This is a genomic window from Pseudomonas sp. GV105 (assembly GCF_003058185.1).
Taxonomy (GTDB): Bacteria; Pseudomonadota; Gammaproteobacteria; order Pseudomonadales; family Pseudomonadaceae; genus Aquipseudomonas; species Aquipseudomonas veronii.
In genome coordinates this window covers 240,857-266,056 of the sequence record NZ_QBUF01000008.1, presented here as the reverse complement: position 1 = coordinate 266,056, position 25,200 = coordinate 240,857, and the positions used below count along the sequence as shown (strand labels likewise).

Sequence of the window (25,200 nt, the reverse complement as noted above, 5' to 3'; positions counted from 1 at the left end):
CGCACTGCCGGCCGAATTCAGACGATTGAGCTGGCGTGTACCGCTAAAAGAGTGCGATTTCCCCCTCCCTGCGCTAACCTGCCTCGATGTTTTACGAGGTCGACCATGCACATTCATATTCTCGGTATTTGCGGTACTTTCATGGGCTCGATGGCGGTTCTGGCCAAGGAGTTGGGCCACCATGTGACGGGTTCCGATGCCAACGTCTATCCGCCCATGAGTACGCAACTGCAAGCCCAGGGCATCGAATTGACCCAGGGCTATGATCCATCCCAATTCGATCCGGTCCCCGACCTGGTGGTGATCGGCAACGCCATGTCTCGGGGCAACCCGGCGGTCGAGTACGTACTGAACAAAGGTTTGCCGTATGTGTCCGGCCCCCAATGGCTGGCCGACCATGTGCTGCAAGGCCGTTGGGTACTCGCGGTAGCCGGCACCCATGGCAAGACCACCACCAGCAGCATGCTGGCCTGGGTGCTGGAGCACGCGGGCATGAGCCCGGGTTTCCTGATCGGCGGCGTACCGCAGAACTTCTCGGTGTCGGCGCGCCTGGGCGATACGCCGTTCTTCGTGATCGAAGCCGATGAATACGACAGCGCGTTCTTCGACAAACGCTCCAAGTTTGTCCACTACCGCCCGCGCACGGCGATCCTGAATAACCTGGAGTTCGATCACGCGGATATCTTCCCCGATCTGGCGGCCATCGAGCGGCAGTTCCACCATTTGGTACGCACCATCCCGAGTGAGGGCCTGGTGATCCACCCGACCACCGAGCCGGCCTTGCAGCGCGTCATCGACATGGGCTGCTGGACGCCGGTGCAAACCACCGGCGCGGGCGGGCAGTGGCAGGTCAGGTTGCTCAGTGAAGACGGTTCGACATTTGAAGTGCTGTTCGAAGGCGAGGCCCAGGGTGTGGTCGACTGGGACATGACCGGCCAGCACAACGTTGCCAACGCCCTGGTCACCTTGGCGGCGGCACGGCATGTTGGCGTGGTGCCTTCCATGGGCATCGCGGCCCTGAGTGCGTTCAAAAGTGTGAAACGACGCATGGAAAAGGTTGCCGATGTGAATGGGATTACCATCTACGACGACTTTGCCCACCACCCGACGGCGATTGCCACCACCCTTGATGGCCTGCGCAAGCGGGTCGGTGATGCGCCGATCATTGCCATTATCGAACCGCGCTCCAACTCCATGAAGCTCGGCGCGCACCGTGATGGCTTGCCGGAGAGCGTCAATGATGCGGACCAAGTGGTCTGGTACGCACCGGCCAACCTGGGCTGGGACCTGCCCGCCATTGCGGCGCTGTGTCACGTGCCGTCGACGGTCTGCGATTCGATCGAAGGCATCATTGAACACGTCAAGCAACAGGCCACGCCCGGCACCCACGTGGTGGTCATGAGTAACGGCGGCTTCGGCGGCCTGCACGGCAAATTGGCCGAGGCCCTGAAATGAGCGGGCCCGAGCGCGTGACGCTGGCGATGACCGGCGCATCCGGCGCGCCCTATGGCTTGCGCCTGCTCGACTGCCTGGTGCGCGAGGAGCGTGAAGTTCATTTCCTGATCTCCAAGGCCGCGCAACTGGTGATGGCCACCGAGACCGATGTCGCGCTGCCGCCCAAGGTGCAGATGATGCAGGCGTTCCTCACCGAGTACACCGGTGCGGCGGCGGGGCAGATCAAGGTTTACGGTAAAGAGGATTGGATGTCGCCGGTGGCCTCCGGCTCCGGCGCGCCGGCGGCGATGGTGGTGGTGCCGTGTTCCACCGGTACGTTGTCGGCGATTGCCACGGGCGCCTGCAACAATTTGATCGAACGGGCCGCCGATGTGACGTTGAAAGAGCGGCGCCAGCTGATTTTGGTGCCGCGTGAGGCGCCGTATTCGAGCATTCACCTGGAGCACATGCTCAAGTTGTCGAACATGGGCGTGACCATCTTGCCGGCGTCACCTGGTTTCTATCACCAGCCGCAGACCATCGATGACCTGGTGGATTTTGTGGTGGCGCGGATTCTCAACCTGCTGAACATTCCCCAGGACATGCTCCCGCGTTGGGGTGAGCACCATTTGAGCAGCGATGAATAAGGCGCTGTTGGTGTTACTGGCGTTGCAACTGGCGGGCTGCGCCACCGCGCGCACGCTGGATGCAGCGAAGCCCGGCGCGCCGGTGGTGTACGCCGGCACGCGGCTGGACCTGTATGCGATGAACGGCGGCTGTTGCGCGATGGACCGTTTTGGCGCCGAGGCGCCGAGCTATCCCGGCGTCGACCTGCCAGCCAGCGCGTTGCTCGATACCCTGCTGTTGCCGCTGTCGGTGTTGACGGTGTTGGGGGTAGGGTTCAACGCCACGGGTGGGCTGTGACTCCGCGCTCAGGCCCCATCTGAACCCACATGTTGAGCTGGCAGCTCGGTTGGCGGGTTTATTTACCCAGCTTGCGCAACTCATCCGATTCGACCACGCGCACACCATCTTGCTCTTCCAGCGCCAGGCGCCACATGGCGCGTGCCAGTTCGCACACTTCGATGCCGTGGTACTTGCCTGGAATCAGCCGTGACAACGGCCCGGCCAATTGCTCGGCCAGGCGCGGTTCGAGGCGCTCCCCCAGCAACAGCGACGGCCGCACGATGGTCAGTTGCGGCCAACCCTGGGCTTTCAAGGCGTCTTCCATTTGCCCTTTGATCCGGTTGTAGAAGATCGAGGATTTCGGGTCGGCGCCAATCGCGCTGATGACAATCAGGTGCCGCGCGCCCATTTCCCGCGCGCGCTTGGCAAAGGCCACGACCAGGTCCAGGTCGATCGCGCGAAAGGCTTCCTCGGAGCCGGCTTGCTTGATCGTGGTACCCAGGCAGCAGAAGGCGATATCGACCTGGCCACGCAGTTGCGGCAGGACCACCGCCGGGTCGCCCACTGGGTTTTCCAGGCGTGGATGTTCGGCCAATGGCTTGCGGCTGGGCGCCAGCACACGGGTCACGGTGGGTTCGTTGAGCAGGCGATCGAGCAGGTGTTCGCCGGTCAGGCCAGAGGCTCCTGCGAGCAAAATATGCTGAGGCGTCAGGTACATGGTGTTTCCCCCTTTGTTACACGTTACAGCTTAGTTGCCTTTAGCTTCCTTGCTATTCATTGAGACGCTTTCGAGCGCCTTTCGTGCTTGCTGCTTGCGTAATAGTTGCCAATGGGCGATCACGCCTTTGGGGGCCCAGATCTGCGGTTCGGAGGCTTCGAAGTTGTCCGCCTGTTCGCGTTCGGTCACGTGCAGTTGCGCCAGCTTGAAGGCTTGCTGCAAGTCGTCGGTCTGGTTGAAGGCTTGGGCGAAAAGGGCATCGCCGAAGTAGGTGAAGTCGGCTTCCTCGGAGCAGCCAAACGACACGCGGTCGGCGCGGGAAGCGGTCATGATCAAGGTGTGCTCGTCTTTCAGCGCGGGAATGAAACCGCCGGAGTAGCACGCGGAAATCACCACGACCTTGTCGCGGTTCTTCAGCGGCGTGAGTACTGCGGCGAGCTCATCGGCCGGCAGGTCGGCCAGCTCCATGCGCGGCTGGTCGAGCACCAGTTCGCTTTCGTGGGTGCCGTGGCTGGTCAGGTAGATAAACACCAGGTCCTCCGGCCCGCTGCGTTCGGCCAGGGTCTGCACGGCACGGCGCAGGCTTTCGCGGGTAGCCAGCGGGCGGTCGGCGATATGGTCGCGGTGGTTGACCAGGCGAATCTGCCCGCGCGCACCGAAGCGGCTGGCGAGCATATTGCTGACGTAATCGGCTTCGCGCAGGAACACGCTCTGTTTGCCGTCGCCGGCGAGTACCAGGGTGTACAGTTCCACGGCGGGGGTCGAAGGAGGCACGGCGGCGAGGGCAGCATCGAGCAGGCGGCCCTGGGCCAGCACGCCGATTTCCAACGGGTCGGGCAACAGCTTGCCGTCGGCGTCGCGCACGCGCATGCCGTTGACCCAGGTGCCGGCCTGCACGGTGCCGTCGGCGAGCACCAGGGTGCCGTGGCCCTGGTAGTTGTCGCTGTCGAAACCGCCGATATAGAAGCTGCCGTCGGTGAGGTTCAGGCGGCCTTCGCCGCTGAAGCGCCAATCGCTGAACTGGCCAATGTAGTGGCTGCCATCGATGCCGATCAACTCGCCCTTGCCGCTGAGGGCGCCTTCCTTGAACTGGCCGATCCACACGTCGCCGTCGGCGTTTTCGTAGCGACCCTTGCCGTTCAATTGGTTCTGTTTGAACTGGCCGACGTAGATGTCGCCGTCAGCGCTGTTGAAGGTGCCGTTGCCTTCCAGCTGGCCATCGACGAAGTGGCCGCTGAACTGGTTGCCGCTGTCGTCGTTGCGCTGGCCTTCGCCGTTGGGCTTGCCGTGGGCGAACTGGCCCTGGTATTGGCTGCCGTCGGCCAGCTCCAGGCGCCCGAGGCCGGAATACTGGTCGTCCTTGAATTCGCCGCGATAGGTCATTTGCCCCTCTTTGAGGGTGCCTTCGCCGTTGCGCCGGCCTTGCTTGAAGCCACCGACGTAGTGGCTGCCCGCAGTGGTCAGGCTGCCCTGGCCGTCAAACAGGCCTTGCTGGAACTGGCCTTTATAGACTTCGCCGTTGCTGCCATGCCATTCGCCCTGGCCGTGCCACTGGCCTTTGTCGAACTGGCCGGCGTACCAACTGCCGTTGGGGTAGTCCACGCGGCCCTGGCCTTGCAGCAAGCCATTGACCACATCACCCCGGTAACGGCCGCCGTCGGGCAGGCGCGCATCGGGCGGCAACAGCGATTCGCCGTCTCCGCAAGCGGTGAGCAACAGGACAAGGGCAAGGGGAGCGAGTGGGCGCATAGCGGGATCCGGATAATTGAGCGCCGAGTATGCCGCAGCGAAGGAGCCATACCTAGTGGTCTGTTGGGGAATGATGACCTGTAGGAGCCGGCTTGCCGGCGAAGGTGGTCAACGAAAACGCGGGCATTCAGGGGGAATGTGGCGTCTGGGGGCTTTTCGCTGGCAAGCCAGCTCCTACAGGGAGGAAGGAGGCGGTTACACGAAGCAGAGCGACAACGACTCGGCAATGTAAGCGGGTTTCTCCTGGCCTTCGATTTCCAGGGTGGCGGTGGCCTTGAACAGCCATTGGCCGGGTTTTTTCTCGGTGACGTCGGTGAGGGTCACGTTAAGGCGGACCTTGGAATTGACCTTCACCGGCTGGATAAAGCGCACGCTGTCCAAGCCGTAGTTGACCGCCATTTTCAGGCCTTCGGGCATGATCAGGATGTCTTCCATCAACTTGGGCATCAGCGACAGCGACAGGAAACCGTGGGCGATGGTGCTGCCGAACGGGGTTTGCGCGGCCTTGACCGGGTCGACGTGGATGAACTGATGGTCGCCAGTGGCTTCTGCGAACAGGTTGATGCGGGCCTGGTCGATGGTGAGCCAGTCGGAACGTCCCAGTTCCTTGCCGACATAATCTTTGAGCTGCGCTACGGGTACATAGGGCATTGCGTCTCTCCTTGGTTCATCGGTTTTTATTGATGTGCGAGAACCATGTTAGATCATCATGGGCAACCAGCCCGGTCAACCCACCATGCATATGACGAATGCCGGAGCATAGCGCGGGCATGCTTATAATGCGGGTCGGTCTTGAGGGGGGAAGGACGGATGCTATTACGCGGTCTGACATGGCTGGTGCTGTTTCAATTGATCGGCACGGCGATCAACCATTTGCTGCTGCCGGTGTTGCCGGGGCCGATCATCGGTCTGCTGCTGATGCTGGGTTACCTGGTGTGGCGCGGCGAAGTCGGCGAGCCGCTGAGCCTGGCGGCCAGCAGCCTGCTGCGTTACTTGCCCTTGCTGCTGGTGCCGCCGGCGGTCGGGGTGATGGTGTATGCCAAGGACATCGCCGCAGACTTCTGGGCCATCGTCGGCGCCTTGGTGTTGTCGCTGGTGATCGCCATGGGGTTCGTCGGCGTGCTGATGCAAAAACTGGTCAAGCGCCAGGCGCAGCAGGAGGAGCAATCATGACCTTCGACTGGCAAGGCGCATGGGCGGCGGTGATTCATCATCCGCTGTTCGGCATCGGCATCACCCTCGGCGCCTATCAGCTGGTGCTCGCGGGCTTCGAGAAAACCCGCTGGATCTTCCTGCAGCCGGTGCTGGTGTCCATGCTGCTGGTGATCGGCGTGCTGCTCACCTGTGGCCTGAGTTACGCCGAGTACCGCAAGAGCACCGAGATCATGAGCATCCTGCTGGGCCCGGCGACCGTGGCCCTGGCGGTGCCGCTCTATCTGAACCTGCGCCGGATTCGTCAATTGTTCTGGCCGATTTTTACTACGCTGGTGATAGGTGGTGTGTTGGCCACCGGCCTGTGTGTGTTGCTGGGCTGGTGGTTCGGTGCCGAACACAGGATGTTGATGACCATGGCACCCAAGTCGGTGACCTCGCCGATTGCCATGCTGGTGGCCGAGCAGATCGGCGGCGTGGCCGCGTTGGCCGCGGTGTTCGTGCTGATCACCGGCGTGATCGGGGCGATGATCGGCCCGGCGTACTTGTCGCGCCTGGGCGTCCACAGCCCCGAGGCGCGCGGTATGGCGCTGGGCATGACCGCTCACGCCGTCGGCACGTCGGTGGCCCTGCAGGAAAGCGAAGAGTGCGGCGCCTTTGCGGCGCTGGCCATGAGTCTGATGGGCGTGGCGACGGCGGTGTTCCTGCCGCTGGCCGTGTCGGTGATTGTTTGAACCAGGGTTAAGGAAACCTTTATGAGTCTGGCGCTGTTCCCGCTCAACACCGTGCTGTTCCCTGGCTGCACCCTCGATCTGCAATTGTTCGAGGCGCGCTACCTGGACATGATCAGCCGCTGCATGAAAAAGGGCGAAAGTTTCGGCGTGGTGTGCATCTTCGACGGCAAAGAGGTGGGCGCGGCCCCGGATGGCTACGCGCTGATCGGCTGTGAAGCGCTGATTCGCGACTTCAAACAGCAGGATAACGGCCTGCTGGGCATTCGCGTCGAGGGCGGGCGGCGCTTCCGTGTCCGCGATGCCGAGGTGCAGAAGGACCAGTTGCTGGTGGCCGAGGTGCAATGGCTGGAAGAGCGGCCGGACCACGCGCTGGAAGAGGCGGACGCCGACCTGCAGGCCTTGCTCCAGGCCCTGGCCGAACACCCGATGGTGGCCTCGCTGGACATGGGCGCCGATGCCGACGGCCAGCAGGCCCTGGGCAATCAATTGGCGTATTTGCTGCCGTTCACCGAGGCCGACAAGATCGACCTGCTGCAGCTCGACGATCCGCAACAACGGCTGGATGCGATCCAGAGGCTGCTGGATGAACTGCAAGGTGAACTGTTCACCTGATCTTCAGAATTGTCTGGTGCTGCTTTCAGACATTTCTGCGTTGCTCCCATCGCGCGGGCTGAAATAGTTTCCGATCACACAACCACTGATCAGGGGATGAACATGATTCGGCTAGCGCAATCGGAGCAGGCGGCCTGGGACGCTTTTTTTGTCAGCATTACCTCACAACTGCTCGCGCAGGATGCACAGCGCGGCCCGGAATACATCGCCGAGCGTGCCGCAGAAATTGCCGATGAAATGCTGCTGGAGCGGCGCGAACGTTGCGTTGAGCGCCGAACCGCGCCAATCGATTGGATCGGTCCGGCCAAGGGTCAGTAGGCATACTTGAACAGGGCCTGCGAGGTGTCGCTGAAGGCGATGAAACCGAGCACCGCCACCAGGGCAGGCAATACCAGCCACCAGGCTTTCTGCGACATCGGCGGCAGCGGGCTGCGGTATTGGATTGCGCCCAGGCTCAATGCACACACGCTCATCGCCAGCAACATTCCGGCGAGGATGTCGGTGGGCCAGTGGACGCCCAAGTAAACCCGCGACAACGCGATGAATGCCGCGGGGATGCAGCCCAGCAGCAGCCAGGTCAGGCGCAGGCGCGTGGGCTGCCCGCGCCCGGCCAATACGGCTAACGCCAGGAAAAACGCGAATGCGCCGGAGGCGTGGCCGCTGGGCATGCTGAAGCTGCTCAGTGGGTCGGTGAGGATTTCCGGGCGACCGCGGGCAAAAAACAGCTTGGTGGCGGTATTGATCACTGCGGCCATGCCCAGCGTGATGCCGACAAACAGCGCGTGGCGCCATTGGCGTGCGAGTAACAACAGGCCGGTGAACAGGGCGCTGGCGACAAACATATTCTTGAACTCGCCCAGTTGGGTGAGCCTCACCATGGTCTCGTCCAGCCAGGCGCTGCGATGCTCCTGCACCAGGGCGCTCAGCCCCTGGTCGAAGTCGTTGAGGTGCGGGTAGCCGATAAACAGGGCGATCAACAGGATCAGGCTGGCGCAACCTATCCACCCTGTGGCGCGGCGATGGCCGCGCAGGCTGCTGTTCAAGCTCAGCCCCAGCAACACCGCCAGGCATGCCGCGACAATTCCCGCCTCGGGCCAGAACCCCGCCGGCAATGGCAGGCGGAAAGCCGCGCCGGTCGCCCAGCCCGGCAGCAGGTACGCGACTGTCCAGCCGGCCGCCGCGAGAATGCTGACCAGGGCAAAGCGTGGGAACGGCATGTCGCACATGCCAGCCACCATCGGCAGCATGGGGCGCAACGGGCCGATGAAACGTCCGACCAGCAGGCTGGCGATGCCGTACTTGTGGAAGTAGGTCTCGGCGCCGTTCATCCATTCAGGGTGATGCCGCAGGCCAGGCAGGCGCCGGATGTTCTGGTGGAAATGGCGTCCAAGGAAGTAGGACACCCCATCGCCCACCAGGCCGCCGAGAAAACCCAGCAGCAGGGTTTCACTCAGCGACAGCGCACCGTTGCCGGCCAGCACGGCAATGGCGAACAGCAGCACGGTGCCGGGCACGATCAAACCGGCAATGGCCAGGCATTCCACGCACGCCACGATAAACACCGCCGCCGCCAGCCATTGGGGGTTCAGGGTCAGCCAGCCGGTGATGCTATCGAGCCATTGGCCCATATTTCTTCACTCCCTCGTCACCGTTTCAAATCAAAAAATAGTCGCGGCCTTCGACCTGGCCCCGGCGCAGCGGGTTCCGCGTGCAATAAGGCGCATAGCCTGCATCGACGAAGCGGTACATCAAGTGTTCGTCCCGGCCGCCGGGAATGCCCAGGCGGGTGGTCTGGATAATGTGCGTCGGCACCTGACCGACGTCTTCTACATAGAGCCGCTCCTGGTCGAAGCGCTTGGCATCCCACATCGGCACTTTCAGGCCCAGCGCCTTGCACAATAAGGTCTGGCCGGCGCAGAGCTTCTGCGAGGCGCGTGGCCTGCCATTGGCGTCCGGGTTGTTCAGCAGCATCTGCGCCAAACTGGCCGGGCCGGAGGTCTCATCGACCCAGGGATAGGCGGATTTGATCAATACTGCATTGCCCGGGCCCTGGGCGCTGAAGTTCAGCGAATCGCCGCCACGGGCGTAGTACATATAGATATGACCGCCATCCAGAAACAAAGCCTTACGCTTTTCTGTGTAGCCCAGTGAGGCATGACTGCCTTTTTCGGCCACGTAATACGCTTCGGTTTCAATAATCCGCGCCGAAAGCCAGAGATCGCCGACCCGATGACGGATGATTTTGCCGAGCAATTCCCGCGCAAGCAGTTGTGCATCGCGGTCGAAGAAGCGGTCGGGCAGGGCGCTGGCAGGGAGTTGGGGGGTGAAACTCGACATGGCCTTCAGGGTTAATACGGCTAAATGTGACGGAATAATAACAACTCCCACCTTAATTACGGCTGAACCCCAGGTTTTTACAGTTCATTTCGACCATCCGCCCCTCACCGCTGTCAGTCGGGCGGCGTCACAGCTATAATCTGCCGCTTTCCTCTTTGCCAAGACTCCCTGACCATGACTGAGTCCGTTCTTGACTACATGACCCGCCTGGGTCGCGCTGCCCGTCAGGCCTCGCGGTTGATCGCCCGTGCGAGCACCGCGCAGAAAAACCGTGCCTTGCTGGCCGCCGCCGATGCTCTGGATGCTTCGCGCTCCGAGTTGACCGCCGCCAACGAACTGGACCTGGCCAACGGCCGCGCCAATGGCCTGGAACCGGCGTTGCTCGACCGCCTGGCGCTGACCCCGGCACGTATCGACGACATGATCGAAGGCCTGCGTCAGGTGGCCAAGCTGCCTGACCCCATCGGTGAAATCCGCGATATGCGTTACCTGCCGTCCGGCATCCAGGTCGGCAAGATGCGCGTGCCCCTGGGCGTGATCGGCATCATCTATGAGTCGCGCCCGAACGTGACCATCGACGCCGCGAGCCTGTGCCTCAAGTCTGGCAACGCCACCATCCTGCGCGGCGGTTCCGAGGCGATCCACTCCAACCGTGCGATTGCTGCCTGCATCCAGCAGGGCCTGGCCGTGGCCGAATTGCCGGCCGAAGTGGTGCAAGTGGTGGAAACCACCGACCGCGCCGCCGTCGGCGCGCTGATCACCATGCCGGAATTCGTCGACGTGATCGTGCCGCGCGGTGGCAAGAGCCTGATCGAACGCGTCAGCCGTGATGCCAAGGTGCCAGTGATCAAGCACCTGGACGGCGTCTGCCACGTTTACATCGACATCGCCGCCGACATCGACAAGGCGATCCGCATCGCCGACAACGCCAAGACCCACCGTTACGCCCCGTGCAACACCATGGAAACCCTGCTGGTGCACGCCGGCATTGCCGATCGCGTGCTGCCGCCGCTGGCTGCCATCTACCGCGACAAGGGTGTGGAACTGCGCGGTTGCGAGCGCACCCGTGCGCTGCTCGGCGCGGACGTGATCGAAGCCACCGAGCAAGACTGGTACACCGAGTACACGGCGCCGATCCTGTCGATCCGCATCGTCGATGACCTGGATCAGGCCATCGAGCACATCAACAAATACGGCTCCAAGCACACCGATGCCATTGTTACCGAGCATTTCAGCGATGCCCGGCGTTTCCTCACCGAAGTGGACTCCGCTTCGGTGATGGTCAACGCCTCGACGCGTTTTGCCGACGGCTTCGAGTATGGCCTGGGCGCGGAGATCGGTATCTCCACCGACAAGCTCCACGCACGCGGCCCGGTTGGCCTGGAAGGCCTGACCAGCGAGAAGTACGTAGTGTTCGGCGACGGGCATGTGCGCGCTTGATGGGTAAACGCATCGGGTTGCTCGGCGGCACCTTTGACCCCGTGCATATCGGCCATTTGCGCAGTGCCCTGGAAGTCGCGGATGCCCTCGCGCTGGATGAATTGCGCCTGACCCCCAATGCCCGGCCGCCGCACCGCGATACGCCGCAGGTGTCAGCGCAGCAGCGCCTGGAAATGGTGCGCCTTGCCGTAGCTGGCATACCGCCGCTGGTGGTGGACGACCGCGAGCTCAAGCGCGATAAACCGTCCTACACTGTCGACACCCTGGAACTGATGCGTGCCGAGTTGGCCGCGGACGACCAGTTGTTTCTGCTTTTGGGCTGGGACGCATTTTGCGGCCTGCCCTCTTGGCATCGCTGGGAGGAACTCCTCCAGCATTGCCACATCCTGGTTTTGCAACGCCCGGATGCCGACAGCGAACCGCCGGATGCCTTGCGCAACCTGCTGGCCGCGCGGTCGGTAAGTGACCCCTTGGCCCTGACCGGGCCGAACGGGAATATTGCATTCGTCTGGCAGACCCCGCTTGCGGTGTCCGCCACCCAGATCCGTCAACTGCTGGCCAGCGGGAAGTCGGTACGTTTCCTGGTGCCTGACGCGGTCCTGGCCTACATCGATGCGCACGGGCTTTACCGTGCGTCGAACTGAAAAGGCGCGCTTGAACGCACGAACAGTCGTGCAGCGAGCGCCCGAACATACGAGCAAAACGAGTTTTATATGACGAACAAAGACGTAAGCAAAGTTAAGCGCAAAGGCACCTTCAAGAGCGCGCCACTGCCGGTTGAAGCCCACGTTGGCCCGGAACTGGCTGGCGAAGAACTGGTGAAAGTCGCCGTGGCGGCCCTGGAAGACGTCAAGGCCCAGGACATCCAGGTGCTGGACGTGCGCGACAAGCAGAGCATCACCGACTTCATGATCATCGCCACCGGTACCTCCAACCGCCAGATCGGCGCGATGCTCGACAAAGTGCGCGAAGCCGTCAAAGCCCAGGGCGTGAAGCCGCTGGGTGAAGAAGGCAAGGGCGACAGCGACTGGGTGCTGCTGGACATGGACGACGTGATCGTTCACATGATGACCTCCAACGCCCGTCAGTTCTACGACCTGGAGCGTCTGTGGAAAGGCGCCGAACAGAGCCGTGCGGCTGATGGCAAGCACCACAGCCCGGAAGTGGGTCACGCGCACTTCGACAAGCTCAACAAAGACCAGGAATAAGGAACGGCTGTGCGCCTGCGTCTGATCGCTGTCGGTTCACGCATGCCCAAGTGGGTGGAAGAAGGCTGGCATGAATATGCCAAGCGTCTGCCCGCCGAGCTGTCGCTTGAGCTGGTGGAAATTCCGCTCAATACCCGGGGCAAGAACGCCGACGTGGCGCGCTTTATCCGTCAGGAAGGCGAAGCCATGCTGGCCAAGGTCGGTCCCAACGAGCGCATCGTCACCCTCGAAGTCCACGGCAAACCCTGGAGCACCGAGCAATTGGCGGTGGAACTGGATCGCTGGCGCCTGGACTCGCGCACCGTCAACTTCATGGTCGGCGGCCCCGAGGGGCTGGCGCCGGAAGTCTGCGCGCGGGCGGACCAACGCTGGTCGCTGTCGGCGCTGACGTTGCCGCACCCGTTGGTAAGGATCCTGATCGGTGAACAGCTGTATCGCGCCTGGACAGTTCTGTCCGGGCACCCTTACCACAAATAGTCTGCGCCCCTCCCGATGACTCAGCCGATCCGCATCAAGGACCACGAGAAAGACGCACGTCTGGTGCGCTCGCGCGTGGTTTTTGGCGCGATCATGGTAGTGACGTTGATCGGGGTGTTGATCGCGCGCCTGTATTTCCTGCAGGTGATCCAGTACGACTATCACTCCACTCTGTCGGAAAATAACCGGGTGCATGTGCAGCCGATTCCGCCGACCCGTGGCCTGATTTTCGACCGCAACGGCGTGGTGGTCGCGGATAACCGGCCCAGCTTCAGCCTGAGCATGACCCGCGAACGCTCCGGCGACTGGCAGCAGGTCCTCGATGTGATCGTCGACGTGCTGCAACTGACCCCGGAAGACCGGGCGATCTTCGAAAAGCGCATGAAACAGGGGCGTCGGCCGTTCGAGCCGGTGCCGATCCTGTTCGAGCTGACCGAAGAGCAGATCGCCCGGATCGCGGTGAACCAGTTCCGCCTGCCGGGCGTGGAAGTGGTGGCGCAGTTGGTGCGGCATTACCCGCAAGGGCCGCACTTCGCGCACTCCGTCGGTTATATGGGGCGGATCAACGAGAAAGAGCTGAAAAGCCTCGATCCGGTCAATTACAGCGGCACCCACCATATCGGCAAGACCGGCATCGAGCGTTTCTACGAGCCCGAGCTGCACGGCCAGGTGGGTTACGAAGAGGTCGAGACCAACGCCCGCGGCCGTGTGTTGCGGGTGCTCAAGCGTACCGATCCGGTGCCGGGCAAGGACATTGTGCTGAGCCTGGACATCAAGTTGCAGGAAGCGGCCGAGATGGCCTTGGGCGGGCGACGTGGCGCGGTGGTGGCGCTGGACCCGAGTACCGGCGAAGTCCTGGCCATGGTCAGCCAGCCCAGTTTCGACCCCAACCTGTTCGTGACCGGGATCAGTTTCAAGGCCTACGCCGAGCTGCGCGATTCCATCGACCGGCCGCTGTTCAACCGGGTGTTGCGCGGCCTGTATCCGCCGGGTTCGACGATCAAGCCGGCGGTAGCGATTGCCGGCCTGGACGCGGGCGTGGTCACGGCGTCGAGTCGCGTGTTCGACCCCGGCTACTACATGCTGCCTAATTACGATCACAAATACCGTAACTGGAACCGCACCGGTGACGGCTATGTCGACCTGGACACCGCGATCATGCGGTCCAACGACACCTATTTTTACGACCTGGCCCACAAGCTGGGGATCGATCGCCTGTCGGCCTACATGGGCAAGTTCGGGTTGGGTCAGAAAGTCTCCCTGGACATGTTCGAAGAATCCCCAGGCCTGATGCCGTCGCGCGAATGGAAGCGTGCCACCCGCCGCCAGGCGTGGTTCCCCGGCGAGACTCTGATCCTGGGCATCGGCCAGGGCTATATGCAGGCGACACCGCTGCAACTGGCCCAGGCCACGGCGTTGGTGGCCAACAAAGGCATCTGGAACCGTCCGCACCTGGCCCGCACCATCGAAGGCGAAAAGCCGGTGGATGAAAACCCGATCCCGGACATTGTGCTGCGTGACCCGTCGGACTGGACCAAGGTCAACCACGGCATGCAGCAGGTGATGCACGGCGCCCGGGGCACGGCGCGCAAGGCGGCGATCGGCGCGCAATATCGCATTGCCGGCAAGAGCGGTACGGCCCAGGTGGTCGCGATCAAGCAAGGCGAAAAATATGATCGTTCCAAAGTCCAGGAGCGCCACCGCGACCACGCCCTGTTTGTCGGCTTCGCTCCGGCGGACGACCCGAAGATCGTGGTCGCCGTGATGGTCGAGAACGGCGAGTCCGGTTCGGGCGTCGCCGCGCCGGTGGTCCGTCAAGTGATGGATGCCTGGCTGTTGACCGACGACGGCAAGCTCAAGCCCGAATATGGCGGCCCCCCTTCAAGCACCGAGGTTACGGCCAGTGAAGAGTAATTTTGACCGCATCCTCTCCAGTGAGGATGTGATGCGTCGCCGCGCGACATTGCTGCAGCGCATGCACATTGATGGCCCGTTGTTGATTCTGCTGCTGACCCTGGCCGCCGGCAGTCTGTTCGTGCTGTATTCGGCCAGCGGCAAGAACTGGGACCTGCTGATCAAGCAAGCGTCGTCGTTCGGCCTGGGCCTGTTGTCGATGGTGGTGATTGCCCAGCTGGAGCCGCGTTTCATGGCGCGCTGGGTGCCGCTGGGGTACGTCGCCGGCGTGTTGTTGCTGGTGGTGGTGGACGTGATGGGCCACAACGCCATGGGCGCGACCCGCTGGATCAACATTCCGGGGGTGATTCGCTTCCAGCCGTCGGAATTCATGAAGATCCTGATGCCGGCGACCATCGCCTGGTACCTGTCCAAGCGCACCTTGCCGCCGCAACTCAAGCATGTGGGGATCAGCCTGATCCTGATCGGCGTGCCGTTCATCCTCATCGTGCGTCAGCCGGATCTCGGTACATCGCTGCTGATCCTGGCGGGCGGTGCGTTCGTGCTGTTCATGGGTGGCTTGCGCTGGCGCTGGATTCTCAGCGTGCTCGCCGCTGCCGTGCCGGTGGCCGTGGCCATGTGGTTCTTCTTTATGCATGACTACCAGAAGCAGCGGATTCTCACGTTCCTCGACCCGGAGAGCGACCCGCTGGGCACCGGCTGGAACATCATCCAGTCGAAGGCGGCGATCGGTTCCGGCGGTGTCTTTGGCAAGGGTTGGTTGATGGGCACCCAGTCGCACCTGGACTTTTTGCCCGAGAGCCACACCGACTTCATTATTGCGGTGATGGGCGAAGAGTTCGGCCTGGTGGGCATTTGCGCGTTGCTGCTGATCTATTTACTGTTGATTGGGCGTGGCCTGGTGATCACCGCGCAGGCGCAGACGTTGTTCGGCAAATTGCTGGCGGGCTCGTTGACCATGACTTTTTTTGTTTACGTTTTCGTCAACATCGGTATGGTCAGTGGCCTCTTGCCGGTGGTTGGGGTGCCGTTGCCGTTCATTAGCTACGGCGGAACTTCGCTGGTGACATTGATGTCAGCGTTTGGGGTTTTGATGTCGATTCACACGCATCGCAAATGGATCGCACAGGTTTGAATAAGGTGAAGATGTCAATGCAAGTATTGCGCGGCTGGGCGACTCGGCATGCGTCCTGGATGAGCCTGATCGGGCTGCTGGGCGCCATGCACGAAGCGCAGGCCGGTGACTACGATGGCTCACCTCAGGTCGCCGAATTCGTCGGTGAGATGACCCGTGACTATGGCTTCGCCGGTGAACAGCTGATGGGCGTGTTCCGCGAGGCCCAGCGCAAGCAGGCGATCCTCGATGCCATCTCCCGCCCGGCCGAGCGCGTGAAGCAGTGGAAGGACTATCGCCCGATGTTCCTGACCGACGCCCGCGTGGCCCGGGGCGTGGACTTCTGGCGCCAGCACGAAGCCGCGCTGGCTCGCGCCGAGCAGGAGTACGGCGTGCCTGCCCAGGTGATTGTCGCGATCATTGGCATTGAAACCTTCTACGGGCGCAACACCGGCAGTTACCGGGTGATCGATGCCTTGTCGACCTTGAGCTTCGATTACCCGCCCCGCGCTGAATTCTTCCGTAAGGAACTGCGTGAATTCCTGCTGCTGGCCCGCGAAGAGCAGGTCGACCCGCTGACCCTCAAAGGCTCCTACGCCGGTGCGATGGGCTTGCCGCAGTTCATGCCGAGCAGTTTTCGCGCCTACGCGGTGGATTTTGACGGCGACGGCCATATCAATATCTGGAGCAACCCGGACGATGCCATCGGCAGCGTGGCCAGCTACTTCAAGCGCCATGGCTGGGTGAGCGGCGAACCGGTCGTCAGCCGTGCCGACGTGAGCGGCGAGCGCGCCGATGAAGGCCTGACCCAGGGCATCGAGCCGGCCAAGACGGTCGGGGAGTTGCGGGCGCTGGGCTGGTCAAGTCATGATGCGCTGCGCGATGATATGCCGGTCACGGCTTTCCGCCTGGAAGGCGAAAACGGCCCTGAATACTGGATGGGCCTGAAGAATTTCTACGCAATCACGCGTTATAACCGCAGTGTGATGTACGCCATGGCCGTGCATCAACTGTCTGACATGCTGGTCCAAGCACGGGGCAACAAGTAATGCGGGCATCGCCGTTGAAAAAACCGCTCAAGCTGGTGGCGTTTGCCGCGTTGTCCTTGCTGGTTGTCAGTTGCTCCACCAGTCGCGCGCCGACGCAAAAGTCCGGCGGCACCGCTATTCGTTCCCAGCCGGGGCTGGACATCAACCGCGCGCATAAAGACGGTGCGCCGTGGTGGGACGTCGACGTGTCGAAAATCCCGGATGCCACGCCGACCCTGCACACCGGCCCGTACAAGGCCAACCCCTATACCGTGCTGGGCAAGAGCTACTTTCCGCTGCAGGACTCCAAGACCTACGTGCAGTCGGGCACGGCGTCGTGGTACGGGACCAAGTTCCATGGCCAGAACACCGCCAATGGCGAGGTCTACGACCTGTACGGCATGAGCGCGGCCCACAAGACCCTGCCGCTGCCCAGCTATGTGCGCGTGACCAACCTGGACAACAACCGCACGGTGATCCTGCGGGTCAACGATCGCGGGCCGTTCTATTCGGACCGGATCATCGACTTGTCCTACGCCGCCGCGAAGAAACTCGGTTATGCCGAAACCGGCACCGCGCGGGTCAAGGTCGAAGGGATCGACCCCGCGCAATACTGGGCCCAGCGTGGCAAACCGGCGCCGTTGATGCTCAACGAACCGCAAGCCGCGCAACCGCAAGTCACAGCCTCGACCGGCAAGATCGAGCAGTGGACGCCACCCGCGCAACAGCACGCGCCCGACACGGTCGTGGTGCCTCGCGCCGCACCGGGTGCTTCGGCTGCCGGTGGGCAATACCTGCAGGTGGGCGCTTTCGCCAACCCGGATGCGGCAGAGCTGTTAAGGTCCAAGCTGAGCAGTATGGTCAATGCGCCGGTCTTCATCAGTTCCATCGTGCGTAATCAACAGACCCTGCACCGTGTGCGTATGGGCCCGATCGGTTCGCCGAGCGAGGTCGCGCAAGTGCAGAACAGCGTGCGCCTGGCCAACCTGGGGCAACCCAGCGTGGTCAGCGCCGAATAAACCGTAAAGGATTGATGGTTCAGGTCCGTGCGCGGGCCTGGGCCCTGGTTGTTGGCTCGTTGAACAATAAAACCCAGGGGCAAGGGGTGAGCAGGCAACCGAACACGCGACAGACCGGTAACGGGCTGTCTGAATAAGTTTTGCCCGCGAGGGCAAGTTTCCATACGTAATTTCGAGAGACGGATGAACATCATCACCTTAGCCAAACGCACGTGCCTGCTTATCTCGCTGATCATCACCCCGGCCGCCTGGGCGGTTGAAATGGTGCCGGCTTCACCGCAACTGGCCGCCAAGGCCTGGGTCCTCATGGATGCCGCCAGTGGCAACGTGCTGGTGGAAAACAACGGTGACCAGCGCCTGCCGCCCGCCAGCTTGACCAAGCTGATGACAGCCTATATCGCGACCCTGGAAATCCGTCGCGGCCAGATCGGCGAAAACGACCCGGTGACCGTCAGCGAAAACGCCTGGCGCACCGGTGGTTCGCGGATGTTCATCAAGGTCGGCTCGCAGGTGACGGTCAGCGACCTGCTGCACGGCATCATCATCCAGTCCGGTAACGACGCCAGCGTCGCCCTGTCCGAGCACATCGCCGGCAGCGAAGACGCGTTCGCCGACATGATGAACAAAACCGTGGCCGACCTGGGCATGACCAACAGTCACTTCATGAACCCGACCGGTCTGCCGAACCCAGAGCACTACTCGTCGGCTCACGACATGGCGATCCTGGCGCGCGCGATCATTCGTGTCGACCCGGTCCACTACGCGATCTACTCCCAGAAGGAATTCTTCTGGAACAACATCAAGCAGCCTAACCGCAACCTGTTGCTGTGGCGCGACAAGACCGTCGACGGTCTGAAAACCGGCCACACCGAAGAAGCCGGCTACTGCATGGTGTCGTCCGCCGTGCGTGATGGCCAGCGCCTGATCGCCGTGGTCTTCGGCACCAACAGCGAGCAGGCCCGTGCGGCCGAGACGCAAAAACTGCTGACCTACGGTTTCCGCTTCTTCGAAACCCAGACCTTCTATCAGAAGGGTGCTGAACTGGCGACCGCGCCGGTATGGAAAGGCGCAACCTCGCAAGTCAAGGCCGGCCTGGCTGAAGACCTGACCCTGACCATGCCTAAAGGCCAGCTGAAAAAGCTCGCGGCCAGCATGACCATGAACCCGCACCTGGTTGCGCCAATCGCCAAGGGCGACGTGATCGGCAAGGTCGAAGTGAAGCTGGACGATAAAGTGGTACACAGTGCCGACCTGATCGCCCTGGATGCCGTCGACGAGGGTGGTATCTTCCGCCGCGTGTGGGATAGCATCCGCCTGTTCTTCTACAGCTTGTTCAACTGATAAGTGTGCACCTGCAAAGCCCCGTGTTGATCCGACGCGGGGCTTTGCCCGTCGCCACGGCTTACGCTTACGAGGCCGTTACGCCATGACCGATAAAGAAGTAAAGGCGCCAAAGATCGAATTCCCGGTGACGGATTATCCCGTCAAGGTGATCAGCGATACCGGTGTGGGCAACAAGGACAAGATTCTCGACATCGTGCGTAAACACGCGACGATCAACGACAACCGTGTGGATGAGCGTTCGAGCACCAACGGTAAGTACACCACGATCCAGTTGCACATCGTTGCGACCGGTCAAGACCAGCTTTACGACATCAACAGCGAACTGCGGGCCACCGGCTTCGTACATATGGTGCTGTGATGCCACAGGTCCTGGGCTTTCGCGAGCTCGGCCGGATGGACTACGAGCCCGTCTGGCATGCAATGCAGCGCTTCACCAACGAGCGCGGCACCTCGGCACCCGATGAGATCTGGCTGGTGGAACACCCGCCGGTGTTCACCCAGGGCCAGGCCGGCAAGGCCGAGCATCTGCTACTTCCGGGTGATATTCCGGTGGTGCAGGTCGACCGAGGGGGTCAAGTGACTTACCATGGGCCCGGTCAACTGGTGGCGTATCTGCTGCTGGATGTGCGCAAGCTGGGGTTTGGCGTGCGCGACCTGGTGAACCGTATGGAGGCTTGCCTGATCGAGCTGTTGGCCAGTTACGGCGTGAGCGCCGTGGCCAAGCCCGATGCACCCGGTGTGTATGTGGATGGTGCGAAAATCGCTTCCCTGGGGCTGCGCATTCGCCACGGTTGTTCGTTTCATGGCCTGGCGTTGAACGTGGACATGGACCTGGCGCCGTTCCGGCGCATCAACCCGTGCGGTTATGCCGGGTTGGCGATGACCCAGTTGAGCGACCACGCCACACCGATTAAATTTGCCGAGGTAAGTGCCCGGCTGCGTGCGCAGCTCGTCAAACACCTCGACTATGCTGAGCAGACGACCCTTACGGGCGGAATCGACTGATTATGACTACTGATGCAGTGCAAACCATGATCCCGACGCTGGACGTCACCGAACGTCCGGCCCAGGCCCCGCGTGCCAAGGTGGAAGCCGGCGTCAAGCTGCGCGGCGCCGAGAAGGTTGCACGCATCCCGGTCAAGATCATCCCGACCACCGAACTGCCGAAAAAACCTGACTGGATTCGCGTGCGTATCCCGGTCTCGCCGGAAGTCGACCGTATCAAGGCGTTGCTGCGCAAGCACAAGCTGCACAGCGTGTGCGAAGAAGCGTCCTGCCCGAACCTGGGCGAATGCTTCTCCGGCGGCACTGCCACGTTCATGATCATGGGTGACATCTGCACCCGTCGTTGCCCGTTCTGCGACGTCGGCCACGGCCGGCCGAAGCCACTGGACGTCAACGAGCCGGAAAGCCTGGCCATCGCCATCGCCGACCTGAAACTCAAGTACGTGGTGATCACTTCTGTCGACCGCGACGACCTGCGTGACGGCGGTGCCCAGCACTTTGCCGACTGCATCCGCGAAATCCGCAAGCTGTCGCCGGACGTGATGCTCGAAACCCTGGTGCCGGACTACCGTGGCCGCATGGACGTCGCGCTGGAAATCACCGCCGCCGAGCCGCCGGATGTGTTCAACCACAACCTGGAAACCGTGCCACGCCTGTACAAGGCGGCGCGTCCAGGTTCGGACTACCAGTGGTCGCTGACCCTGCTGCAGAAATTCAAGCAGATGATGCCGCACATCCCGACCAAATCCGGCCTGATGCTCGGCCTGGGCGAAACCGACGAGGAAGTGATCGAAGTCATGCAGCGCATGCGCGAGCACGACATCGACATGCTGACCCTCGGCCAATACCTGCAACCATCGCGCAGCCACTTGCCGGTACAGCGTTTTGTTCACCCGGACACCTTCGCCTGGTTCGCCGAGGAAGGTTACAAGATGGGCTTCAAGAACGTCGCGTCGGGCCCGCTGGTACGTTCCTCGTACCACGCCGATGAGCAGGCCAAGCTGGTCAAGGCTAGCCTGATTTCGTAATACAGATCTGCGCAACACCGCAGATCCAATGTGGGAGGGGGCTTGCCCCCGATGGCAGTGTGTCAGTCGCTACAGGTACTGGCTGATTCAGTGCTATCGGGGGCAAGCCCCCTCCCACATTTCGTTCCGCGTCATATAGGGAGAATCAGGGATGACCAGTCGACTAGCCGCCGCCGTACCTGCATTGCGTTCTGAAGCCACCATCGGCCTGATCGCACCCGCTGGCCCTGCCGCGCTGGACGTGGAAAAAGCCGGGCAGTGGATGCGCGCCCGTGGCTATGAGCTACGCATCTTCCCCGGAGTATATGAACGCGACGGCTACCTGGCCGGCAGCGATGACGTGCGCTTGCGCGACCTGCACGCCGCCTTCGCCAACCCTGATATCGATGCGATCTTCTGCCTGCGCGGCGGCTACGGCACGCCCCGCCTGCTGGACCGCCTGGACTTCGACCTGCTGCGCGCCAACCCCAAGCCTTTCGTGGGTTACAGTGATATCACTGCGTTGCACCTGGCAATCAACCGCTATGCCGGTTTTGTGACCTTCCACGGCCCGATGCTGAATGCCGACCTGCTCGGCGACAAGCAGCCACCCACCGAGTCGTCGTTGTTCAACATGCTGCGTGGCCAGGTAGGTGCAGGCAGCGTGCTGGCGCACCCGGTGGCCTACCCATTGACCACGATCGAGCCCGGTATCGCCAGTGGGCGCTTGCTCGGCGGCAACCTGTCGATGATCGCGGCCATGATGGGGACGTCCTACGAAATCGATGCCGAGGGCATCATCCTGTTTATCGAAGACGTCAACGAGCCGATCTACCGCATCGACCGCTTGCTGACGCATCTGCGCCTGACCGGCAAGCTGGCTCAGGTAGCGGGTGTGTTGGTGGGGGACGTGGCGGGGGTGGATAGCACCGCGCTGGAGCGGCTGCTGAAGCAGACCTTCGAACCGCTGTGCATTCCGGTGCTGTCTGGCTGGCGCAGTGGGCATTGCGATCCGAACCTGACGCTGCCGATGGGCGCGCGGGTGCGGTTGGATGCGGGGGAGCAGCGGATGGTGTTGGAACAGGATGTGGTGTTCAACCGCTGAATCTGTCGTCTGCTAAACCGCTATCGGGAGCAAGCTCCCTCCCACATTTTGACCGCATTTCAAAGGATGTACGCGGTCAAAATGTGGGAGGGGGCTTGCCCCCGATAGCGGTAGTCGCCATAAGCCAATCTAACGGTTCTGCAACGACTCCAGCAACTTCACCGTCGGATAACCATCCGCCGGCCAGCCCAGTGACTGTTGCGCCGCACGGATCGCCTTGCGCGTGTTGGCGCCGATAATCCCGTCCGGGTTGCCCGCGTCATAGCCATTGCTGCTGAGTACGGTCTGCAGGTCAATGCGCTGGGAACGACTCAGCGGCAGTTCATCTTTCGGCCAATCGCCACGAATCACACCACTTCCGCCGAACCGTTCCGACAGCAGGCCCACGGCCAGTGCGTAGGACGACGAGTTGTTGTACTTGAGGATTGCGCGGAAGTTATCCAGCACCAGGAACGCCGGGCCACGGTAACCCGCTGGCAGCAGCAGGGCGGCGGAGAGCTGGTCGACGTTAGGCGGCATGCTCGCTCCCGGTGGCAGCTGGATGCCCAGCTTCAGCCAGTCGGCGACGGTCTTGCGCACGCCACCGTCGGCCAGGGTGTAATCGAAGTTGGCCGGCAGTTGTTTGACTTCGAAACCCCACGGCTGGCCTTTCTGCCAGCCGGAGCTTTGCAGGTAATGCGCAGTGGAGGCGAGGGCGTCGGCCGGGCTGTTCCAGATGTCGCGGCGACCGTCGCCGTCGAAGTCCACGGCGTGGGTGTTGTAGGTGGTCGGGATGAACTGGGTCTGGCCCATGGCGCCGGCCCACGAACCGCGCATCTGGTCGGCCTGGATATCGCCGTGCTGGATGATTTGCAGCGCCGCAAGCAATTGCGCCTGGGCAAAGGCCGGGCGCCGGCCTTCGTAGGCCAGGGTCGCGAGGGAACGGATCACCGAGTTATTGCCCTGGAACTGACCGAAGTTACTTTCCATGCCCCACACCGAGACCAACGCCTGGCGGTCGACGCCATAACGTTGCTCGATGCTTTGCAGGATGTCGGCGTACTTGACCAATAGTGCCTGGCCATTACGCACACGTACTGGCGACAGGGCGCCGTCGAGGTATTCCCACACCGGGCGGGAAAATTCCGGTTGGCTGCGGTCGGCGCGGATCACCGCCATGTCCGGGGTGACGTTGGCGAAGGCGATATCAAACACGGCTGGGGTAATGCCGGCCTTCAAGGCTTGCGCACGGAAACCGGCCTGCCATTCGGCAAAGGTCTGGGTGGGCTGGATGTCCAGGTTATCCACAGCCAGCGGGGCCACGACAGCGGGCGCTACGACCGGTGCGGTCGACAGTGTCGGCAAGGGTTGAGCATCTGCGGCGGTAGGTTTTTCCGCGCAGGCGACAAGCAGAATGAGGCTGGAGGCAGCGATCAATTGGCGAAGGTGCCAACGACGGGAAAGACTAGAGGGCATGCACAGGTCCAGGGATTACAAATCAAGTGCTGACCTTATCATGCCGGAGGGGCGCTTGCCTTCAGGCGGCCAGAAAGTAAGAAGCCTCCCAGCTATTAGACTGGAAGGCTTCGCGGCGGTAGCTGCCTTTGCCCTTGCCGGCGCGTTCCTGACGGCTGCGGAACAGTGGCTGGGCGATGATGGATTTGGCCTTGTTGGGGCCATGCTTAGATGGCTTTTTGCTCATGGTCGTTACTCTCTTCAGGTGGGATGCAGCGGTGCAAATCATCTGCCGAAGTCTGGCCGCTGTAAAGCCCGGCAAGTTTTTTGAAATACAAATGCAGCCAACATGTGGGAGGGGGCTTGCCCCATCCCGCATTGGTTTTGCGGTGTTTTTAAGAGGGGGGGTTATTCGGCAGGTAATGTCAGGCGCTGGCCAGACATCAGCAGTGACAAACGGCTCAGGCTCATCCACGGCGAACCCGCTGCCTGGCCCTTGATTTGCGCATCAATGCGCTGGGCTTCGAGCAACAGTTGCGCCCAGCGTTGCGCCGAGTGCCGCTGCAGGGCTTTGCTCATCAGCGGTTTGCGCTTGTCCCAGACCGGCGGTCTGGCTTGGCTGAAGCATTTGTCCAACGGCGTGCCCTGGCTGTATTGCAGCGCAATATTGGCCAGTACCCGCAACTCGCGAGCCAGCGCCCAGAGAATCACCGGCGGTTCCACGCCTTCACCGCGCAACCCTTCGAGCATGCGCAGGGCGTGCGCAGGCTCGCCGTTGAGGATGGCGTCCACCAGCCCGAACACGTCAAAACGCGCGCTGTCAGCCACCGCGCCTTGCACGGTTTCGACGGTGATCTGCCCGTCTTCGGCCATCAGCTTGAGTTTTTCGATCTCCTGGGCGGCGGCAAGCAGGTTACCTTCGACCCGGGCGGCGATCAGTTCCACGGCGTCCTGCGTGGCCGACAGCCCCGATTGGGACAGGCGCTGACGAATCCACTGCGGCAACTGATTGCTGTCCACCGGCCAGATCTGGATAAACTGGGTCTGTGCCCCTTCCACCAGCGCTTTGCCCCACTTGGTTTTCTGCGCGCTGCCGTCGAGCTTGGGCAGGCTGATCAGCAACACCGTGTCTTCGGCAGGCCGCGAACAGTACTCGATGAAGGCCGCCGCGCCCTTGTCGCCGGGCTTGCCCGACGGCAGGCGCAGTTCCAGCAGGCGTTTTTCGGCAAACAGCGACATGCTCGCGCCGGCTTGCAGCAGCGTGCCCCAGTCGAAACTGGCGTCGGCGCTGAACACCTGGCGTTCGTCGAAGCCTTGCTGGCGCGCGGCGGTGCGAATGGCGTCTGCCGCTTCCTGGCACAGCAACGGGTCATCGCCGCTGACGATATAGACAGGCGCGAGAGCACCTTGCAGGTGTTTGGCGAGTTGGGCGGGGGCGAGTTTCATAGGCGCGATGAACGGGG

Annotated in this window: 28 protein-coding genes; 20 read left to right on the top strand and 8 right to left on the bottom strand. The window is 62.3% G+C overall.

Annotation, left to right across the window (positions count from 1 at the left end; genetic code table 11):
- The first annotated feature begins 105 nt into the window (after window positions 1–105).
- From mpl to C8K66_RS17800, 3 genes are read left to right on the top strand one after another with little or no spacing between them, the layout of a single operon-like run.
- The gene (gene mpl, locus C8K66_RS17810; protein WP_017848358.1) at window positions 106–1,455 is read left to right on the top strand and encodes a UDP-N-acetylmuramate:L-alanyl-gamma-D-glutamyl-meso-diaminopimelate ligase; all 1,350 of its coding nucleotides are present in this window, start codon (window positions 106–108) and stop codon (window positions 1,453–1,455) included.
- Window positions 1,452–2,081 (top strand): flavin prenyltransferase UbiX, encoded by a 630-nt coding sequence (gene ubiX / locus C8K66_RS17805; protein WP_010206807.1) that lies wholly within the window; start codon window positions 1,452–1,454, stop codon window positions 2,079–2,081. Before mpl ends, ubiX begins: the two co-directional genes overlap by 4 nt.
- Window positions 2,074–2,358, top strand: coding sequence for a YceK/YidQ family lipoprotein (locus C8K66_RS17800; protein ID WP_017848357.1), 285 nt, complete (start codon window positions 2,074–2,076; stop codon window positions 2,356–2,358). Before ubiX ends, C8K66_RS17800 begins: the two co-directional genes overlap by 8 nt.
- A 58-nt stretch (window positions 2,359–2,416) precedes the next feature.
- On the opposite strand, the gene C8K66_RS17795 is transcribed toward C8K66_RS17800, so the two are convergent.
- From C8K66_RS17795 to C8K66_RS17780, 3 genes are all read right to left on the bottom strand, one after another.
- Window positions 2,417–3,058 carry an oxidoreductase gene (locus C8K66_RS17795; RefSeq protein ID WP_046381921.1) on the bottom strand — a complete coding sequence of 214 codons (642 nt, stop codon included), beginning with the start codon at window positions 3,056–3,058 and terminating at the stop codon, window positions 2,417–2,419.
- Between the two features lie 30 nt (window positions 3,059–3,088).
- On the bottom strand, window positions 3,089–4,807 hold the full coding sequence (locus C8K66_RS17790) for a C13 family peptidase (protein ID WP_108525547.1): 1,719 nt from the start codon (window positions 4,805–4,807) through the stop codon (window positions 3,089–3,091).
- Window positions 4,808–5,002: 195 nt separating this feature from the next.
- A complete protein-coding gene (locus tag C8K66_RS17780) occupies window positions 5,003–5,458 on the bottom strand; it encodes a MaoC family dehydratase (RefSeq protein ID WP_017848354.1) in 456 nt (151 codons plus the stop codon).
- 159 nt (window positions 5,459–5,617) lie between these two features.
- On the opposite strand from C8K66_RS17780, the gene C8K66_RS17775 reads away from it, so the two are divergent.
- From C8K66_RS17775 to C8K66_RS17760, 4 genes are all read left to right on the top strand, one after another.
- A complete protein-coding gene (locus C8K66_RS17775; protein WP_017848353.1) occupies window positions 5,618–5,980 on the top strand; it encodes a CidA/LrgA family protein in 363 nt (120 codons plus the stop codon).
- Window positions 5,977–6,693, top strand: a complete 717-nt coding sequence (locus tag C8K66_RS17770; protein WP_017848352.1) for an LrgB family protein — start codon at window positions 5,977–5,979, stop codon at window positions 6,691–6,693. The genes C8K66_RS17775 and C8K66_RS17770 overlap by 4 nt, the downstream gene beginning before the upstream one ends.
- Window positions 6,694–6,714: 21 nt before the next feature.
- Window positions 6,715–7,305: an LON peptidase substrate-binding domain-containing protein gene (locus C8K66_RS17765; protein WP_017848351.1), complete on the top strand. Its 591-nt coding sequence runs from the start codon at window positions 6,715–6,717 to the stop codon at window positions 7,303–7,305.
- A gap of 102 nt (window positions 7,306–7,407) precedes the next feature.
- Window positions 7,408–7,623 (top strand): hypothetical protein, encoded by a 216-nt coding sequence (locus C8K66_RS17760; protein WP_026140195.1) that lies wholly within the window; start codon window positions 7,408–7,410, stop codon window positions 7,621–7,623.
- On the opposite strand, the gene C8K66_RS17755 is transcribed toward C8K66_RS17760, so the two are convergent.
- Window positions 7,617–8,933 carry a bifunctional DedA family/phosphatase PAP2 family protein gene (locus tag C8K66_RS17755; RefSeq protein ID WP_046381924.1) on the bottom strand — a complete coding sequence of 439 codons (1,317 nt, stop codon included), beginning with the start codon at window positions 8,931–8,933 and terminating at the stop codon, window positions 7,617–7,619. The genes C8K66_RS17760 and C8K66_RS17755 overlap by 7 nt on opposite strands.
- Window positions 8,934–8,958: 25 nt before the next feature.
- Window positions 8,959–9,642 (bottom strand): DNA-3-methyladenine glycosylase, encoded by a 684-nt coding sequence (locus tag C8K66_RS17750; protein ID WP_046381925.1) that lies wholly within the window; start codon window positions 9,640–9,642, stop codon window positions 8,959–8,961.
- A gap of 174 nt (window positions 9,643–9,816) precedes the next feature.
- Between C8K66_RS17750 and C8K66_RS17745 the strand changes: the two genes are divergently transcribed.
- The 13 genes from C8K66_RS17745 to C8K66_RS17685 all read left to right on the top strand — a co-directional run bounded on the left by C8K66_RS17745 (window position 9,817) and on the right by C8K66_RS17685 (window position 22,303).
- Window positions 9,817–11,082, top strand: coding sequence for a glutamate-5-semialdehyde dehydrogenase (locus tag C8K66_RS17745; RefSeq protein WP_046381926.1), 1,266 nt, complete (start codon window positions 9,817–9,819; stop codon window positions 11,080–11,082).
- A complete protein-coding gene (gene nadD, locus C8K66_RS17740; protein ID WP_017848346.1) occupies window positions 11,082–11,726 on the top strand; it encodes a nicotinate-nucleotide adenylyltransferase in 645 nt (214 codons plus the stop codon). The genes C8K66_RS17745 and nadD overlap by 1 nt, the downstream gene beginning before the upstream one ends.
- A gap of 69 nt (window positions 11,727–11,795) precedes the next feature.
- On the top strand, window positions 11,796–12,290 hold the full coding sequence (gene rsfS, locus C8K66_RS17735) for a ribosome silencing factor (protein ID WP_003176298.1): 495 nt from the start codon (window positions 11,796–11,798) through the stop codon (window positions 12,288–12,290).
- A 9-nt stretch (window positions 12,291–12,299) separates the two neighbouring features.
- Entirely contained in the window at window positions 12,300–12,767 is a 468-nt protein-coding gene (rlmH, locus tag C8K66_RS17730; protein ID WP_003176297.1) for a 23S rRNA (pseudouridine(1915)-N(3))-methyltransferase RlmH, read from the top strand.
- A 15-nt stretch (window positions 12,768–12,782) separates the two neighbouring features.
- Window positions 12,783–14,681, top strand: a complete 1,899-nt coding sequence (gene mrdA, locus C8K66_RS17725; protein ID WP_046381927.1) for a penicillin-binding protein 2 — start codon at window positions 12,783–12,785, stop codon at window positions 14,679–14,681.
- Window positions 14,682–14,712: 31 nt separating this feature from the next.
- A complete protein-coding gene (gene rodA / locus C8K66_RS17720) occupies window positions 14,713–15,816 on the top strand; it encodes a rod shape-determining protein RodA (protein WP_017848344.1) in 1,104 nt (367 codons plus the stop codon).
- A 17-nt stretch (window positions 15,817–15,833) separates the two neighbouring features.
- A complete protein-coding gene (mltB, locus tag C8K66_RS17715) occupies window positions 15,834–16,844 on the top strand; it encodes a lytic murein transglycosylase B (RefSeq protein WP_046381928.1) in 1,011 nt (336 codons plus the stop codon).
- Window positions 16,844–17,842, top strand: coding sequence for a septal ring lytic transglycosylase RlpA family protein (locus C8K66_RS17710; RefSeq protein WP_017848342.1), 999 nt, complete (start codon window positions 16,844–16,846; stop codon window positions 17,840–17,842). The genes mltB and C8K66_RS17710 overlap by 1 nt, the downstream gene beginning before the upstream one ends.
- Before the next feature lie 183 nt (window positions 17,843–18,025).
- Complete coding sequence (locus C8K66_RS17705) at window positions 18,026–19,183, top strand: D-alanyl-D-alanine carboxypeptidase family protein (RefSeq protein WP_046381929.1); 1,158 nt, start codon at window positions 18,026–18,028, stop codon at window positions 19,181–19,183.
- Between the two features lie 85 nt (window positions 19,184–19,268).
- Complete coding sequence (locus tag C8K66_RS17700) at window positions 19,269–19,544, top strand: DUF493 domain-containing protein (protein WP_017848340.1); 276 nt, start codon at window positions 19,269–19,271, stop codon at window positions 19,542–19,544.
- Entirely contained in the window at window positions 19,544–20,191 is a 648-nt protein-coding gene (gene lipB, locus C8K66_RS17695; protein ID WP_046381930.1) for a lipoyl(octanoyl) transferase LipB, read from the top strand. Before C8K66_RS17700 ends, lipB begins: the two co-directional genes overlap by 1 nt.
- Window positions 20,192–20,217: 26 nt before the next feature.
- Window positions 20,218–21,219 (top strand): lipoyl synthase, encoded by a 1,002-nt coding sequence (lipA, locus tag C8K66_RS17690; protein WP_162231495.1) that lies wholly within the window; start codon window positions 20,218–20,220, stop codon window positions 21,217–21,219.
- A 151-nt stretch (window positions 21,220–21,370) separates the two neighbouring features.
- Window positions 21,371–22,303, top strand: a complete 933-nt coding sequence (locus C8K66_RS17685; RefSeq protein WP_108525543.1) for an LD-carboxypeptidase — start codon at window positions 21,371–21,373, stop codon at window positions 22,301–22,303.
- Window positions 22,304–22,432: 129 nt separating this feature from the next.
- Here C8K66_RS17685 and C8K66_RS17680 read toward each other — a convergent pair whose 3' ends face one another.
- The 3 genes from C8K66_RS17680 to holA form a co-directional block, all read right to left on the bottom strand.
- Complete coding sequence (locus C8K66_RS17680) at window positions 22,433–23,758, bottom strand: lytic murein transglycosylase (RefSeq protein ID WP_046381931.1); 1,326 nt, start codon at window positions 23,756–23,758, stop codon at window positions 22,433–22,435.
- A 61-nt stretch (window positions 23,759–23,819) separates the two neighbouring features.
- Complete coding sequence (arfA, locus tag C8K66_RS17675) at window positions 23,820–23,984, bottom strand: alternative ribosome rescue factor ArfA (protein ID WP_003176285.1); 165 nt, start codon at window positions 23,982–23,984, stop codon at window positions 23,820–23,822.
- A 161-nt stretch (window positions 23,985–24,145) separates the two neighbouring features.
- Window positions 24,146–25,183, bottom strand: coding sequence for a DNA polymerase III subunit delta (holA, locus tag C8K66_RS17670; RefSeq protein ID WP_046381932.1), 1,038 nt, complete (start codon window positions 25,181–25,183; stop codon window positions 24,146–24,148).
- Window positions 25,184–25,200: the final 17 nt, after the last annotated feature.